12 protein-coding genes are annotated in these 14116 nt (G+C 66.2%); 10 read left to right on the forward strand and 2 right to left on the reverse strand.

Features of this window, described 5'->3' with window-relative positions; genetic code table 11:
- Positions 1 to 3 precede the first annotated feature (3 nt).
- The 9 genes from AU465_RS03950 to AU465_RS03990 all read left to right on the forward strand — a co-directional run bounded on the left by AU465_RS03950 (position 4) and on the right by AU465_RS03990 (position 10354).
- Entirely contained in the window at positions 4 to 1341 is a 1338-nt protein-coding gene (locus AU465_RS03950) for a phosphatase PAP2/dual specificity phosphatase family protein (protein ID WP_192244231.1), read from the forward strand.
- On the forward strand, positions 1338 to 1781 hold the full coding sequence (locus AU465_RS03955; protein WP_192244233.1) for a hypothetical protein: 444 nt from the start codon (positions 1338 to 1340) through the stop codon (positions 1779 to 1781). Before AU465_RS03950 ends, AU465_RS03955 begins: the two co-directional genes overlap by 4 nt.
- The gene (locus AU465_RS03960) at positions 1778 to 2437 is read left to right on the forward strand and encodes a lysophospholipid acyltransferase family protein (protein WP_192244235.1); all 660 of its coding nucleotides are present in this window, start codon (positions 1778 to 1780) and stop codon (positions 2435 to 2437) included. Before AU465_RS03955 ends, AU465_RS03960 begins: the two co-directional genes overlap by 4 nt.
- Positions 2437 to 3372, forward strand: coding sequence for a phosphatidate cytidylyltransferase (locus tag AU465_RS03965; RefSeq protein WP_192244237.1), 936 nt, complete (start codon positions 2437 to 2439; stop codon positions 3370 to 3372). The genes AU465_RS03960 and AU465_RS03965 overlap by 1 nt, the downstream gene beginning before the upstream one ends.
- Positions 3373 to 3574: 202 nt before the next feature.
- Positions 3575 to 4714 carry an efflux RND transporter periplasmic adaptor subunit gene (locus AU465_RS03970; RefSeq protein WP_192244239.1) on the forward strand — a complete coding sequence of 380 codons (1140 nt, stop codon included), beginning with the start codon at positions 3575 to 3577 and terminating at the stop codon, positions 4712 to 4714.
- 2 nt (positions 4715 to 4716) lie between these two features.
- Complete coding sequence (locus AU465_RS03975) at positions 4717 to 6297, forward strand: FAD-dependent monooxygenase (RefSeq protein ID WP_192244241.1); 1581 nt, start codon at positions 4717 to 4719, stop codon at positions 6295 to 6297.
- A gap of 113 nt (positions 6298 to 6410) precedes the next feature.
- Positions 6411 to 9512: an efflux RND transporter permease subunit gene (locus tag AU465_RS03980; RefSeq protein WP_210324983.1), complete on the forward strand. Its 3102-nt coding sequence runs from the start codon at positions 6411 to 6413 to the stop codon at positions 9510 to 9512.
- Between the two features lie 66 nt (positions 9513 to 9578).
- Entirely contained in the window at positions 9579 to 9992 is a 414-nt protein-coding gene (locus AU465_RS03985; protein ID WP_192244243.1) for a hypothetical protein, read from the forward strand.
- Positions 9993 to 10021: 29 nt separating this feature from the next.
- Positions 10022 to 10354: a hypothetical protein gene (locus AU465_RS03990; RefSeq protein ID WP_192244245.1), complete on the forward strand. Its 333-nt coding sequence runs from the start codon at positions 10022 to 10024 to the stop codon at positions 10352 to 10354.
- On the opposite strand, the gene AU465_RS03995 is transcribed toward AU465_RS03990, so the two are convergent.
- Positions 10330 to 11865 (reverse strand): winged helix-turn-helix domain-containing tetratricopeptide repeat protein, encoded by a 1536-nt coding sequence (locus AU465_RS03995; protein ID WP_192244247.1) that lies wholly within the window; start codon positions 11863 to 11865, stop codon positions 10330 to 10332. The two genes, AU465_RS03990 and AU465_RS03995, sit on opposite strands and share 25 nt — an antisense overlap.
- Positions 11866 to 12013: 148 nt before the next feature.
- Between AU465_RS03995 and AU465_RS04000 the strand changes: the two genes are divergently transcribed.
- Complete coding sequence (locus AU465_RS04000; protein ID WP_192244249.1) at positions 12014 to 12847, forward strand: AraC family transcriptional regulator; 834 nt, start codon at positions 12014 to 12016, stop codon at positions 12845 to 12847.
- Between the two features lie 130 nt (positions 12848 to 12977).
- Here AU465_RS04000 and AU465_RS04005 read toward each other — a convergent pair whose 3' ends face one another.
- On the reverse strand, positions 12978 to 13913 hold the full coding sequence (locus tag AU465_RS04005) for a bifunctional helix-turn-helix transcriptional regulator/GNAT family N-acetyltransferase (protein ID WP_192244251.1): 936 nt from the start codon (positions 13911 to 13913) through the stop codon (positions 12978 to 12980).
- Positions 13914 to 14116: the final 203 nt, after the last annotated feature.

Below are 14116 nucleotides of genomic sequence, written 5' to 3' on the forward strand. Positions count from 1 at the left end.
CGCATGCCAACCGGTGCCGAGCCCCCGCCACTTTCAGCCAGCCCAGCAGCCGAACCCTATGGCCGGATCGTGGTCCGGGCAGCGCTTTGGCTCGCATTGCTGGCGCCGTTCTTCTATTCGACCTACGGCTTCGCCAACTGGCTCGCATCGACGCGATCGCATGTCGGCAGCATCGTGTTCTCCTGGGAGCACGCGATACCGTTCGTCGCCTGGACGATCGTGCCCTACTGGTCGATCAACCTGTTCTATGGCCTCTCGCTTCTGCTCAACGACAGCAGGCGGGGCGTCGACCGGCTGGCCGGTCGCTACCTCACGGCGCAGGTCGTCGCAGTCACCTGCTTCATCCTGTTTCCGCTGACCGCCACCTTCGTGCGGCCGGCAACGAGCGGCCTGCCGGGTTTCCTGTTTGCCGTGCTCGGCGGCTTCGACAAGCCGTTCAACCAGGCGCCATCATTGCACATCGCGCTTTTGGTGATCATCTGGGATCACTGGCGCCTGCGCCTCGGCGGGATATTCCTGCCGCTGTGGCATGCCTGGTGCTTCCTGATCGGCGCCTCGGTGCTGACAACCTGGCAGCACCATTTCATCGACATCCCGACCGGCGCGCTGCTCGGCTTCTTTGCGCTTTGGCTCTTTCCGGCCAAGGGCGAGCTGCCATTTGCAGGCTTCCGCCTGACTACCGACGGCAAGGCGCGGCGGCTTTTGCTCTACTACGCGCTGGGTGCCGCTCTGGCGCTGGCCGGAGCATCCATCGGCGCCCTCCTTTCGCCGGTCGCGCTTGTCTTTTTGTGGCCGGCGCTGGCGCTGGCCATCGTCGCCTTCGCCTATGCCGGGGCCGGGCCAAAGGTGTTCCAGAAGATGGCGGACGGCAACGTGTCGCTGGCGAGCCGCATCCTGCTCTGGCCCTACAGGCTGGGCGCCAGGATCAATGTCTGGGCATGGACGCGCAAGCTGTCGCCTGTCGTTACGGTCACCGACGGCGTCTTTCTCGGGCGTTTTCCTGACGCTGCCGAAGCCGACGGCTTCGGCACGGTGATCGATCTCGCCGCCGAGCTGGTGCGGCCACGCGACGCGTCGGGGCGCTGGATTAGCTTTCCCATGCTTGATCTCCTGCCGCCACCGGCGGATGTGCTCGACCGGGCGGTGGCAACAATCGAACCAGCGCGCCGGCAGGGCACGGTGCTGGTCTGCTGCGCGCTTGGCTTCCAGCGCAGTGCCGCGGTCATCGCCGGATGGCTGGTCGCGACCGGCCGCTCGCACACGCCGGCGCAGGCGCGCAAGCAGCTCGCCGCGTCCGGCCGGCCGGTGCATCTTCAGGTCGGACTGGACGAGCCGGCATGACGGACGAAGCCTATCAGCAGCGGACAGCCGCGTTCGCCGCCATGCTGATCAAGCAGGCGGCATGGCCGGCCGCCATCGTGATCGTCGGCGACAGCGTCGCGCCGCTGGTCGCCTCGGCGCGCAGCGCGCTCAACGCGCCGATCGCGGTGCTGGCGCTGCTGGTCGCAGCGGCGAGCGCCGTCGCGGTGCTCGGTCTTTCGGCGCTTCTGCTTTTCGACGCACTGCTGTTTCGCTTGATAGCGAGCCACGACGACGAGGTTTCCGGAGGTGCCGCGGTCGACGACATTCTGGCGCGCATGCGGCTGAAGCCCGGCCCGGCCACGCCGCGCCCGCTCGACGACCGCATCGCCGGAACGCGCCGTCTGCTTGCCCGGCAGCGCATCGCCTTGGCGATCTTCGTCGTCGCGTTCCTGGCCGCCGGATTCTGGATGCCGCGATGAGCAGGCTTGCGCTCCGGACCTTCACCCTATTGCAGACGGCGACCTCGGTCGGCCTGTCGGCGCTGGCCTGGGCGGTGACCGGCGTGCGACCGATCTGGAGCGGCAGCCAGCCGTCCGACCGGCAGCGCATCTATTTCGCCAACCATACCAGTCATGGCGATTTCATCCTTTTGTCGGCATGCCTCAGCGAGAAGGAACGAGCCATCACGCATGCGGTGGCCGCCGCCGAATATTGGGGGAAGTCGCGGCTGCGCCGCTTCATTGCCGAGGACATGCTGTCCTCCGTGCTGATCAGCCGGCAATGGACCAGCCCGGAAGAGAACCCGATCTCCGTCATGCTCTCTGTCCTCGACCAGGGCCACTCGCTGATCATCTTCCCGGAAGGCACTCGCAACATGAGCGACGAGCTGCTGCCCTTCCGCTCCGGTCTCTACAATCTGTCGATGGCGCGGCCGGATGTCGAATTGATCCCGTGCTGGATCGAGAACATGTCGCGCGTGCTGCCCAAGGGCCAGTTCCTGCCGGTGCCGCTGCTCTGCCGCGTCGTCTTCGGCGCGCCGGTGGCGGTCGCGCCAGGCGAGGAACGCCGTGCCTTCCTGGAGCGAGCCCGCGCGGCACTTCTGGCGCTGAACCCGCGCCCTGATCGAGACAATTGATGCGCCACGAAATCAGTATTTTGATCATCGGCCTTTTCGTGGTGCTGAGCACCGCCAGCGTCACCGCCGGCATCCTTTCGATGCGCGCGCCAAAGCCGCTGAGCGCGACGCTGGTCAACCTCACGCAGCGCATCAACGCTTGGTGGGTGATGGTGGCGCTGATGACGGTCGCCTTCTTCTTCGGCCGCTACGGCATGACCATCCTGTTCGCGCTGATCTCGTTCGCGGCGCTGCGCGAGTTCGTGACGCTGACGCACAGCCGTCGCAGCGACCACTGGGTGCTGCTCGGCATGTTCGGCATCGTCATTCCGTTCCAGTACTGGCTGGTGTGGACGGCCTGGTACGGCCTGTTCGTGATCTTCATCCCGGTCTACTGCTTCCTGCTGATGCCGGCGATCACGGCGCTGCATGGCGATACCGAGCGCTTCCTGGAGCGCGTGTCGGCGCAGCAATGGGCGATCATGATCTCGGTCTACTGCGTCAGCCACGTCCCTGCCCTGCTGACCCTCAACGTGCCGGGTTTCGAGGGCCGCAACCTCTTGCTCGTCGCCTTTCTGATCATTGTCGTGCAGGGCAGCGACGTGCTGCAGTACATCTTCGGCAAGCTGTTCGGAAAACACCGCTTTTCGCCAAACGTCTCGCCGTCGAAGACTTGGGAAGGGCTGATCGGCGGCCTCGTCGCGTCGAGCCTGCTCGGCGCGTTGCTCTCCTTCATCACGCCGTTCTCGCCGCTGCAGGCGTCAGTGGTCGCCTTCGTCGCCTGCACCATGGGCTTCCTCGGCGGGCTCGTCGCCTCGGCGATCAAGCGCGACCAAGGCGTCAAGGATTGGGGCCACCTGATCGAGGGCCATGGCGGCATGCTCGACCGCACCGACAGCCTGGTCTTCGCCGCGCCGATCTTCTTCCACATCGTGCGCTACTTCTGGACGGTTTGAGCGTCACCGGCGGCACGTGCCGGCGCCGTCTCACCCAAACATCGGAAAATTTTCAGAAACCGTTCGGGATTTCCCGGGCCTGAAACGCCAAGAAGATGGGGCTGGCGAAAGACAGGCCGCAAGCGCCCGATCCCTCTCCAGCCGACACGTTTTCCCGGTCGCATTCTCCCAGTGCGGCCGCAACCTTGAGCATGGAGACAACATGATTGCCGCACTCTTCCACAACAGGCCGCTGAGGCGCCGCCTTGTCGCCGGCTCGATCGCCGTTCTTGCCTGCGGTGCAGCGGTGGTCTGGCACGGCGCAAGAAGCAAGGCCTCGAACGCCAAGCCGGCGGCGCCGGAGACGAAGCTCGTCAAGGCGATAGCGGTCGCCCCGATGCTCGGCGCGGACACCCGCACCGCCGTCGGCGAGATACGCCCGAGGCTCGAAAGCGATCTCGGCTTCCGCGTATCCGGCAAGCTCATCGAACGTGTCGCCGAGATCGGCGCGACGGTGAAGAAGGGCGAAGTGCTCGCCCGCATCGACGATCAGGACTATCGCAATCGGCTCGCCAGCGCCGAGGCCGACGTCGCGGCGGCGCAGGCCGTTCTCGTCGAGGCAAGCGCCGCCGAAGCCCGCATCGGCGCGCTGCTCGCCAAGGGTTTCACCACCCGCGCCAATTATGACGCGACACTGAAGAACCTGCGCTCGGCGCAAGCCAAGCTCAAATCGGCGACCATCGGCTTCGAGATGGCCAAGGACCAGCTCGGCTATACCGAGCTGCATGCGGAATTCGACGGCATCGTCACCGCGACCGGCGCCGAAGCCGGCCAGTCCGTCAATGTCGGGCAGATGGTGGTGCGCGTCGCCGATCCGAACAGCCGCGACGCGGTGTTTTCGATCGCGGAAGCCGCCTTCGCCAACGCGCCCGACACCAAGCGGCTGCCGCAGGTAACCGTCTCGCTGCTTAGCAATCCGGCGATCACCGCCGTCGGCACCATCCGCGAGATCGCGCCGATGGCCGATGCCGCGACCCGCACCTTCCAGGTGAAGGTCTCGATCGAGAATGCGCCCGACGAGATGCGCTTCGGCGCCAGCGTTTCCGGCCGCGCCGAGATGGGTGGCGCGCCGGTCATGGTGCTGCCGGGCAGCGCGCTGTTCGACAAGGACGGCAAGCCGGCCGTGTGGGTCGTGTCCGCCGCGTCGGCGGTGGAACTGAAGCCCGTCACGGTTGCCCGCTACGAGACCGACCGCGTCGTCGTCAGCGAAGGCCTCGCCAAGGGCGATCTGGTCGTCATTGCCGGCGTAAACCGGCTGCGGGAATACGAAAAAGTTCGTATCGTTGAGGGAGAAGGAAAATGACCATGTCCAGAACAAAGGTCCTCATTGCCGGCGCCGGTCCGACCGGTCTGACGCTCGCTCTCTGGCTGACCAGGCTCGGCGTGCCGGTGCGCATCTTCGATAAGGCCACCGGCCCGGGCGAAACCTCGCGGGCGCTTGCCGTCCAGGCGCGCACGCTGGAATTCCACCGTCAGATCGGCATCGTCGAGGACATCCTTGCCGAGGGCATCCGGCTCGAGCGTCTCACGGTGCACACGCCGGCGGGCATCGCTGCCAGGCTGCCGCTTTCCGATTTCGGCCGCGGCATCAGCCCCTACTCCTTCGCCTTCGCGCTGCCGCAGGATATCCATGAGCGCGTGCTGATCACGCATCTGGAGCGCGCCGGCGTCGTGGTCGAGCGCAATACGGAGCTCGTCGCTTTCCAGGACAAGGGCGAGGCGGTCATCGCCACGCTGAGCAGGAATGGCCGGACCGAGACCGTCAGCGCCGCCTATCTCGCAGGCTGTGACGGCGCCCGCAGCGCGGTGCGCCACGGGCTGAACATCGGCTTCCCGGGCGGCACTTACGAACAGTCCTTCTACGTCGCTGACGTGAAAGGCAGCGGCGACATCACGCGCAACGGCATGGACACGACGATCAGCACCTACGGCTTCGCCATCGTCATGCCGGTCCGGCAATCCGGTTCGGTCCGGCTGATCGGCATCGTGCCAAAGGCGCATGAGGCCGACGAGACGATCAGCTTCGAGGCGATCCGCGCCGATGTCGAGCGCGACACCGGCGTCAAGGTCCACGAGGTCAACTGGTTCTCGACCTACCGCGTCCACCACCGCGTCGCCGAGCGCTTCCGCGTCGGCCGCGTCTTCCTCGCAGGCGACGCCGGCCACATCCACAGCCCGGCCGGCGGCCAGGGCATGAACACCGGTATGGGCGATGCGGTTAACCTCGCCTGGAAGCTCGCGGCAGTCGTGCAGGGTCGGGCCGATCCGCGCCTGCTCGACAGCTACGAGCCGGAACGCATCGCCTTCGCCCGCAAGCTGATCGAAAGCACCGACCAGGCGTTCCGCATCGCCACCAGCCGCTCGCGGCTCGTCGGCCTGTTCCGGCGCTACCTGATGCCGAAGATCCTGAACATCGCGCTGCACACCTCGGTCGGCTCGCGCGCCTTCTTCGGCGTGATCTCGCAGGCGGCGATCCAGTATCGCGCCGGGCCGATCAGCTCGGGCATGGCGGGCAAGGTCAGCGGCGGCGACCGCCTGCCCTATGTCGTCGGCAATATTCCCGGCGCCGGGGGCGACAATTTCGAGCCGCTGCGATCGCTCGACTGGCAGGTTCATGTCTATGGCGAGGCCAGTTGCGACTTCCGGGCGATGCTCGCGCCGAGCGGCATTCCGATCCACGCCTTCGCCTGGACGAATGCAGCCGGGAAAGCCGGCCTGCAGCGCGACGCAGCCTATCTGGTGAGGCCCGACGGCCATGTCGCGTTCGCCTCGCCGGTCCAGGAAGCGGCCCCCTTCCAGCGCTACCTCGCCGGTCTCGCCATCAGGCCGAGGCTTGCAGAGCGCGCGCCCTACCGGGTCCCGGGCACCATGCACAGCCTGGCCTGACTTTCCGGCGCCCGCCACGCGGCGGGCGCCAACCGAACCCCGACCGTCATTTGTTTCGCCTGCCGGCAGCCGCCGGCGGAACGCGCCTTTGCGCGCTGAGAGGGATTTGCATCATGACCAGCTTCAATCTTTCCGAATGGGCGCTGCGCCACCGCAGCTTCATCGTCTATCTGATGATCGCGGCCGCACTTGCCGGCCTTTACGCCTATCGCGGCCTCGGTCGCGAGGAGGACCCGCCCTTCACCATCAAGACCATGGTGGTGAAGACGATGTGGCCGGGCGCCAGCACCAGCGACACCGTCGAGCAGATCACCGACCGCATCGAGAAGAAGCTCGAGGAGCTGCCCGACCTCGACTACGTCAAGAGCTACACCAAGCCGGGCGAATCCGTCGTTTTCGTCAACCTCAAGGACACGGTGGCCGGCGACCAGGTGCAGCCGCTCTGGTACCAGGTGCGCAAGAAGCTCAACGACATCAAGCCGACGCTGCCGTCAGGCGTGCAGGGCCCGTTCTTCAATGACGAGTTCGGCGACACCTATTCGCTGATCTACGCGCTCACCTCCGACAGCCTCAGCCATCGCGAGCTGAAGGACCTGGCGACAAGCCGGCGCGCCGGGCTGCTCACCGTGAAAGATGTCGCCAAGGTCGACCTGATCGGCCAGCAGGACGAGAAGATCTATCTCGAATTTTCGACGCAGAAGGTGGCGGCGCTCGGCCTCGACGTCGGCACGCTGTCGCAGGCGCTGCAGGCGCAGAACGCGCTGACGCCGAGCGGCACGGTCGACGCCGGCCCCGAGCGCATCGCCATCCGCGTCTCCGGCAGCTTCACCTCCGAAGAGAGCCTGAAGGCGATCAACTTCTACGCCAACGGCCATTACTTCCGGCTGGGCGACGTCGCCGAGGTCAAGCGCGCCTATTCCGACCCGCCGCAGCCGATGTTCCGCTTCAACGGCAAATCCGCCGTCGGCATCGCCATCTCGATGACCGCGGGCGGCGACGCCCTGGCGCTGGGCGAGAACGTCAAGGAGAAGATGCACGAGATGGAGGCCGAGTTGCCGCTCGGCGCCGAGCTCGGCATGGTCGCCGACCAGTCGCACGTCGTGGAAGAGTCCGTCGGCGAGTTCACCAAGAGTCTCGGCGAGGCGATCGCGATCGTGCTCGCGGTCTCGCTGCTCGCTCTCGGCTGGCGACCCGGCGTCGTGGTGGCGGTCGCCATCCCGCTGGTGCTGGCGATCACCTTCGTCACCATGGAGTATTTCGGCATCTCGCTGCAGCGCATCTCGCTCGGCGCGCTGATCATCGCCCTTGGTTTGCTGGTCGACGATGCGATGATCGCGGTCGAGATGATGATCGCGCGCATGGAGGAAGGCCACGACAAGATCTCTGCCGCTACCTATGCCTACACCTCGACCGCCTTCCCGATGCTCACCGGCACGGTGGTGACGATCGCCGGCTTCGTGCCGGTCGGCTTCGCCAAGAGCGGCGCCGGCGAATATTGCTTCTCGCTGTTCGCGGTCGTGGCAATAGCGCTGGTCGTCTCCTGGGTGGTCGCGGTGCTGTTCACGCCGCTCACCGGCGTCTTCCTTCTGCCCGATCGCATCAAGGGCCATGACGGCCATCAGCCGTCGCGCATTGCGCGTGGCTTCCAGGCGCTGCTGGAGGTGGCGATGCGGGCGAAGTGGCTGGTGCTGTCGGCGACGGCCGGGCTGTTCGCACTCTCGGTCGTGGCGATGGGCTTTGTCGGCCAGGAGTTCTTCCCGAAGTCCGACCGGCCGGAGGTCATGCTCGACCTCACGCTGCCGCGCACCGCCTCGATCAAGTCGACGGATGCCGTGGTCGAGCGCGTCGAGAAGCTGCTTGCCGCCGATCCCGACATCGATCACTGGAGCTTCTATGTCGGCCAGGGCGCGGTGCGCTTCTACCTGCCGCTCGACGCGCAGCTCGCCAACGACTTTTTCGCCCAGGCCGTGGTGGTGACCAAGGGCCACGCCGTGCGCCAGGCCGTCATCGACCGGCTGGAGAAGGAGCTGTCGACCGGCTTCGACGACGTCATGGCCCGCGTCACGCCACTGGAGCTCGGCCCGCCGGTCGGCTGGCCGCTGAAGTTCCGCGTCAGCGGTCCGGATCCGGACAAGACGCGCAGCCTGGCACAGCAGTTCGCGCAGGTGCTGGGCAGCGATGCTTCCGTGCGCAACATCAACTACGACTGGAACGAGCCGGCCAAGGTGATCAAGGTCGATGTCGACCAGGACCGGGCGCGCGCTCTGGGCATCTCCTCGCAGCAGCTCTCGGAGACGATCAACGCGGTGCTATCCGGCTCGAAGATCACGCAGATGCGCGACGACACCTACCTGATCGACATCGTCGCCCGGGCGGTGGATAGCGAACGCGCCAGCATCGACACGCTGCGCGGCCTGACGATCAGCGCTTCCGGCGGACGGCGCGTGCCGCTGGAACAGGTGGCGAAGCTCAGCTACCAGACCGAGCCGCCGCTGATCTGGCGCCGCGGCCGGCTTCCGACCGTGACCGTGCAGGCGGAAGTCGCGCCAGGCGAGAATGCCACGACCGTGTCGCGGCGGCTGGAGAACGCGATCTCCGCCTTCAAGGCGGAGCTGCCGGCGCGCTACAGCGTCGAGCAGGGCGGCGTCATCGAGGACAGCGCCAAGGCGCAGGCCAGCATCTTCGTGGTCTTCCCGCTGATGCTATTCATCATGGCCACCGTTCTGATGATCCAGCTGATGAGCTTCCAGCGCCTGGTGCTGGTGCTGCTTACTGCGCCGCTGGCTCTGATCGGCGTCGCCGGCGCGCTGCTTCTCTCGGGTGCACCGATGGGCTTCGTCGCGATCCTCGGCGTGATGTCGCTGATCGGCATGGTGATCCGCAACTCGGTGATCCTGCTCGCGCAGATCGACCAGCACATCGCTGCCGGCGAGGAGCCGTGGGCCGCAGTGATCAGCGCCACCACGCATCGGTTGCGGCCGATCCTGCTCACGGCGGCGGCCGCCATCCTCGGCATGATCCCGATCGCGCCGACGGTGTTCTGGGGGCCAATGGCCTATGCGGTGATGGGCGGCCTGATGGTTGCGACCGTGCTGACGCTGGTGTTCCTGCCGACGCTCTACGTCGCTTGGTTCCGCATCAAGGCGCCGGCCGAGACCGACCCGGCGGCTGAGCCGATCACCGCCACCACTGAAACTCAGCCCCTGGCCGCCTGAGCGGCAGGCACTGCAAGCCACGGCGGGATGCCGCCGTGGCCGCATCTCACCAGCAAAGGAACGACCATGACTCCCTTCTTTGGAAATCTCCTCGTTCGCGTCAATGCCGGCTTCCTGATCCTTGCCTCGGCCGGCGGGCTCGCCACCGACATTGCCGGCTCGTTATTCGGGCGCGGCGCGGAGGCCGTTCTGCTTGGCGATGCGCCCGGTGCCGGCATCGGGTTCATCGAGGCGCACGGGCTCGCCCTGATCATCGGCGTGACGCTCTGGCGTATCGCCTATTCCCGCAACTGGCATGCCGTCCTGGCTACCGTGCATGCGCTGCTCGGAACGGCAAATCTTCTGTTCTGGCAGTTCTTCATCGCCGCCGACGTGCTCGTCGTCGGCTACGTCACAACCGCGGCGCACTTTCTGTTCGTGGTTGCTCACCTGGCGGCAATGGCGGGTTCGATCCGTCTTGCCGCCTCATCCTCCCACTAGACCTTCGATCAACATCAGGACAAACGAAAATGCCTTCGAAATCCGTGAAGAAATTCCGTTCCGCGGCGGCCCTTTTCGCGCTCGCTCTAACCGTTGTCGAGATCGTCGGCACCGCCGTCCCGGCCCTCTCGCTGGTCGGCACCGCCGAGGCCCGCATCGGCGCGCCTTGGACGCCGCGCAGCGCAGCCGGCGTCGCCCGCCGCACCGCGACATGGAGGGTGCTGAGGCACACCACCGTCTGGGTCGCCGCGCTGCCGGCGGGCTGTGTCCGCACCAAGGTCAACGGGTTCGACGTCTGGCGCTGCGGCGGCACCTATTACCGGCTCTATCAGGGTCGCTATATCGTGGTCGTCGTCGATTGAGGTGCCTCCGGCACAACCTCGCCGAGGGCAAGTCTGACGCCTTCGGCGAGATGCTCGGCATCGGCGCGGTTTTCGAACGGCACGCCGCGCAGCGCATAGTCGAGCGGCGAGAAGGGATCGCCCCCCTCGATGAGAGCGATCTGCCGCCGCGCCTTCTCCATCTCGCCCATCTGGGCATAGCAGGCGGCCAGCCGCGTGCGGATCCAGGGCGCCGGGCGCGTCGCGAGTTCCAGCGCCTCCGCCGCCTGGCGGTACTCGCCCATCATGTAGAGCGCCAGCGCGCGGTCGAACTGATACCAGTGCGGATGCAAGGGATCGATGCGGATGCCTCTAGCCAGCCAGGTCAACGCTTCGAGCGGCCGACCGCGCATGGTGAGCAGCATGCCCATCTGCTCGATGCTGTCGGCATCGTACGGGTTGAGCTGCAGCGCAATGCGCATGTGGTGTTCGGCCGCTTCATGGTCGCGCATATAAAGGCGGATCAGCGATTGCACCCGATGACCGGTCGGCTGATCCGGCGACAGCGCCAGGCCCTTGTCGGCAAGGTCGCGCGCGTTTTCGAGCACCGCGTCGCTGGCGCGTCCAAACTCCCCGTCCAGCGAGCGCGCCAGGGCGAGATAGGAGTACGCCAGGCCGTAATTCGGATCCTTGGCGATCGCCGCCTCGAACAAGGCCTCGGCGCCGCGCTGGTCGGTCTGGGCCGGATCGCGCAGCAATGCAAAGCCGCGCAGCAGAAGCTCGTAGGCAGCAAGGCTGGTCACCGGCTTGCGCGAGGCATGCTCCAGCCCGGCATTGGCGACCCGCGTGACCAGCCGGCTGACGATCTGCTCGACGATCTCGCGCTCGATCGCGAACAGGCCGGCGCCTTGCGACTGATAGCGGTCGCCCCAGAGCTGGCTGGCAGTGGCGATGTCGACGAGGCTGACGGCCACCACGACATGCTCGCCCTGGCGGCGCAGCGAGCCTTCGACCAGGTAGTCGGCGCCGATGCGGGCGCGGATCTGCGGCCACTCGGCGCGGCCGAAGGAGGAGAAGGAAAAGCTGGAATTCCGCGCCAGCACCGTGACCGTGCCGAAGCGCGCCACGCCGTTGATGAGGTCCTCGGCGAAGCCGTCGACCATCGCCTCGTCGGCCGGATCGCCGCTCTCATTGCGGAAACGCACCACCGCCACGATCGGCTGGCTGCTGATCTCGGGCGCGGCCTCCGCTTCCGCGGCCAGCATATAGCCGCGCTTGGAGACGGTGCGCACCATGTCGTCGCCCAGCACCTTGCGGATCTCGCGCACCGACTGGGTGAGCGAATCCTCGGTGACATAGACGCCGGGCCAGACGACATCCATCAGTTCCGACTTCGGCACGACGCGGCCCATGTTGCGGGCGAGATGCGAAAGCAGTGCATAGGCTTTCGGTCGCAGGAACAGCGGCTCGTTGACGCCGCGCAGCGTGCCCATGGCCAGGTCGAGCGTGAACCCGCCAAACCGGAACACCTGATCGGCCGTCGCCGTCGTCATCGGGACACCCCTTCCCGCCTATCGCGCAGAATGCCAAGTCGCTCCACTCGAACCGGCATGCGCGCTGCCATTATTGCTCACCGCGCAATTTCGATCAAACTCGCAGTCGGCGCGGCGGCTAGTGTCGCCACGCCGAATGCGAGGAGCCATGAACCCGACCGAGAAGGCGCTGTGGTTTGTCGAAAGCCATCTGCCGGATGCGATTTCTCTCGACGATGTCGCGGCGAGCAGCGGTGTGTCGCGCTTCCACGTGACGCGCGCCTTCGGCGCGGCCACGGGACGGTCGGTCATGGGCTATATGCGGGCGCGCAGGCTCAGCGAAGCGGCGCGCAAGCTTGCCGGCGGCGCGAGCGATATCCTGGCGGTTGCGCTCGATGCCGGCTACGGCTCGCATGAGGCTTTCACGCGAGCCTTCCGCGACCAGTTCGGCACCACGCCGGAACTGGTGCGCGCTGGAGGCTCGACCCAAAACCTAGACCTCGTGGAGCCCATCCTCATGGACAGCTCGCTTCTCACCACGCTCGAGCCGCCGCGCTTCGAGACCAGCCAGCCGTTCCTCATCGCCGGGCTCGGCGAGCGCTACAGTTGCGAATTAAGCGCCGGCATCCCTATGCAATGGCAGCGCTTCGGCCCGTATTTCGGCAACATCCCCGGCCAGATCGACGACGTCGCGTACGGCGTCTGCGTCAACGGCGACGATACCGGCAATTTCGACTACGTCGCCGGCGTAGAGGTCGCCGATTTCTCGGAGCTGCCCAAGGAGTTTTTCCGGGTGCGCGTGCCGGCGCAGAAATATGCAGTGTTTGCGCACCGCGACCACATCTCGACCATCCGCCGGACGGTCAACACGATCTGGAACAAATGGCTGCCGGCCTCCGGCTATGAGATCGCCGACGCGCCGGAATTCGAGCGCTACGGACCGGAGTTCGATCCGCGCAGCGGCAATGGCGGTCTGGAGATCTGGGTGCCGATCAAAACCTGACTCGGCCTGCCGGATTCGGGTCAGGCCGAGTCGAAAATGGCGGATTCCGAGAACCGGAGCGGAGCGTACTGAAGTACGTGAGCACCGGAAGCGCAGGAAGCCGCCATTTGCAGGCCGGCCCCACCCGAATCTAAAGCTCCAAATTCCACGTCTGGCCGACAAGATCCTTGCCGAAGGAATGGTGGCGCTCCTCCTCGACAAGCTTGAAGCCTGCCGCCTGGTAGATGCGGCGGGCCGAGCCCAGTATATCGTTGGTCCACAGCGTCAGCGTCCTGTAGTCCTTGGCGCGCGCGAAGGCGATGCATTCGTCGACCAGCCGCCGGCCGATGCCGAGGCCACGCGCCGACGGCTCGACATAGAGCAGCCTGAGCTTCGCCACCTTGGGCGACTTGCGCACGACAAAGACCGAGCCGACCACCTCGCCTTCCCGTTCCGCGACCCAGCTTCGCTCCCATTGCGAGACAAAGTTCTTGACGAATTCGCCAAGGATCTCGGCAACCAGCGCCTCGTAAGTTTCGTCCCAGCCATATTCCAGCGCGTAGAGCAGGCCCTGACGATGCGTGATCCAGCCGATGTCGCCGACCTGCAGCGGCCGCAGGACATAGGGCACCTTGGGTTCAGGTTTGTCGCCGAGCAGGTCCTGCACCGTGCGCATCGCCTTGACCAGCCGTTCCTGGTCGGCCGGCGCCAGACGATCGAGCAGCGCGCGCACTTGGTTATGCGAATCCTGGTTGAGCGGCGCGAAAGCCTCCCTGCCCGCCGGCGTGAGCGCAATCGAGGAACGCCGCGCATCGGCCTCCGAAGCGGCACGCTCGACCAGACCGCGCTCCTCGAATTTTTTCAACAGCCGGCTGACATAGCCGGGGTCGAGTCCGAGGTCGCGGACGAGGTCGCTGGCGACGAGCCCGTCGCGATGGGCAAGCTCGTAAAGCACCCGCGCCTCGGTCAGCGAAAAGGTGCTTTTCAGCCAGCCTTCGTCGAGCACGCCGATCTGGCGGGTGTAGAAGCGGTTGAAGGCGCGCACCGCATCGATGCGCTCTTTGCCGGGGTGGTCGTGGATGGTCATGGGAGTTCCTCCTGTCCCCAGACAGGATCAACCATTTAGTTGACTGAGTCAATAAATCGGTCGGAGTGGGGTAGTACACAACTTCGTCGTTCTAGGGCGGAGCAAGGAGCGAAGCGACGCGCGCAGACCCTAGAATCCATACCGTGACCTATTCTTACTGAGTCAGAAAGTCGCAGCTGCGGGGGGATTCGCGCTGATTGCGG

The sequence above is a fragment of the Mesorhizobium silamurunense genome (genome assembly GCF_014843905.1).
In the GTDB taxonomy this organism is placed as follows: Bacteria; Pseudomonadota; Alphaproteobacteria; order Rhizobiales; family Rhizobiaceae; genus Mesorhizobium; species Mesorhizobium silamurunense.

What these genes read in the sequence shown, in the direction of transcription:
- AU465_RS03960 (WP_192244235.1), top strand. Translation starts at nt 1,778, where the DNA reads ATGAGCAGGCTTGCGCTCCGGACCTTCACCCTATTGCAGACGGCGACC.
- AU465_RS03980 (WP_210324983.1), top strand. Translation starts at nt 6,411, where the DNA reads ATGACCAGCTTCAATCTTTCCGAATGGGCGCTGCGCCACCGCAGCTTC.
- AU465_RS03950 (WP_192244231.1), top strand. Translation starts at nt 4, where the DNA reads ATGCCAACCGGTGCCGAGCCCCCGCCACTTTCAGCCAGCCCAGCAGCC.
- AU465_RS04000 (WP_192244249.1), top strand. Translation starts at nt 12,014, where the DNA reads ATGAACCCGACCGAGAAGGCGCTGTGGTTTGTCGAAAGCCATCTGCCG.
- AU465_RS03970 (WP_192244239.1), top strand. Translation starts at nt 3,575, where the DNA reads ATGATTGCCGCACTCTTCCACAACAGGCCGCTGAGGCGCCGCCTTGTC.
- AU465_RS03955 (WP_192244233.1), top strand. Translation starts at nt 1,338, where the DNA reads ATGACGGACGAAGCCTATCAGCAGCGGACAGCCGCGTTCGCCGCCATG.
- AU465_RS03985 (WP_192244243.1), top strand. Translation starts at nt 9,579, where the DNA reads ATGACTCCCTTCTTTGGAAATCTCCTCGTTCGCGTCAATGCCGGCTTC.
- AU465_RS03995 (WP_192244247.1), bottom strand. Translation starts at nt 11,865, where the DNA reads ATGACGACGGCGACGGCCGATCAGGTGTTCCGGTTTGGCGGGTTCACG.
- AU465_RS03965 (WP_192244237.1), top strand. Translation starts at nt 2,437, where the DNA reads ATGCGCCACGAAATCAGTATTTTGATCATCGGCCTTTTCGTGGTGCTG.
- AU465_RS03975 (WP_192244241.1), top strand. Translation starts at nt 4,717, where the DNA reads ATGTCCAGAACAAAGGTCCTCATTGCCGGCGCCGGTCCGACCGGTCTG.
- AU465_RS04005 (WP_192244251.1), bottom strand. Translation starts at nt 13,913, where the DNA reads ATGACCATCCACGACCACCCCGGCAAAGAGCGCATCGATGCGGTGCGC.
- AU465_RS03990 (WP_192244245.1), top strand. Translation starts at nt 10,022, where the DNA reads ATGCCTTCGAAATCCGTGAAGAAATTCCGTTCCGCGGCGGCCCTTTTC.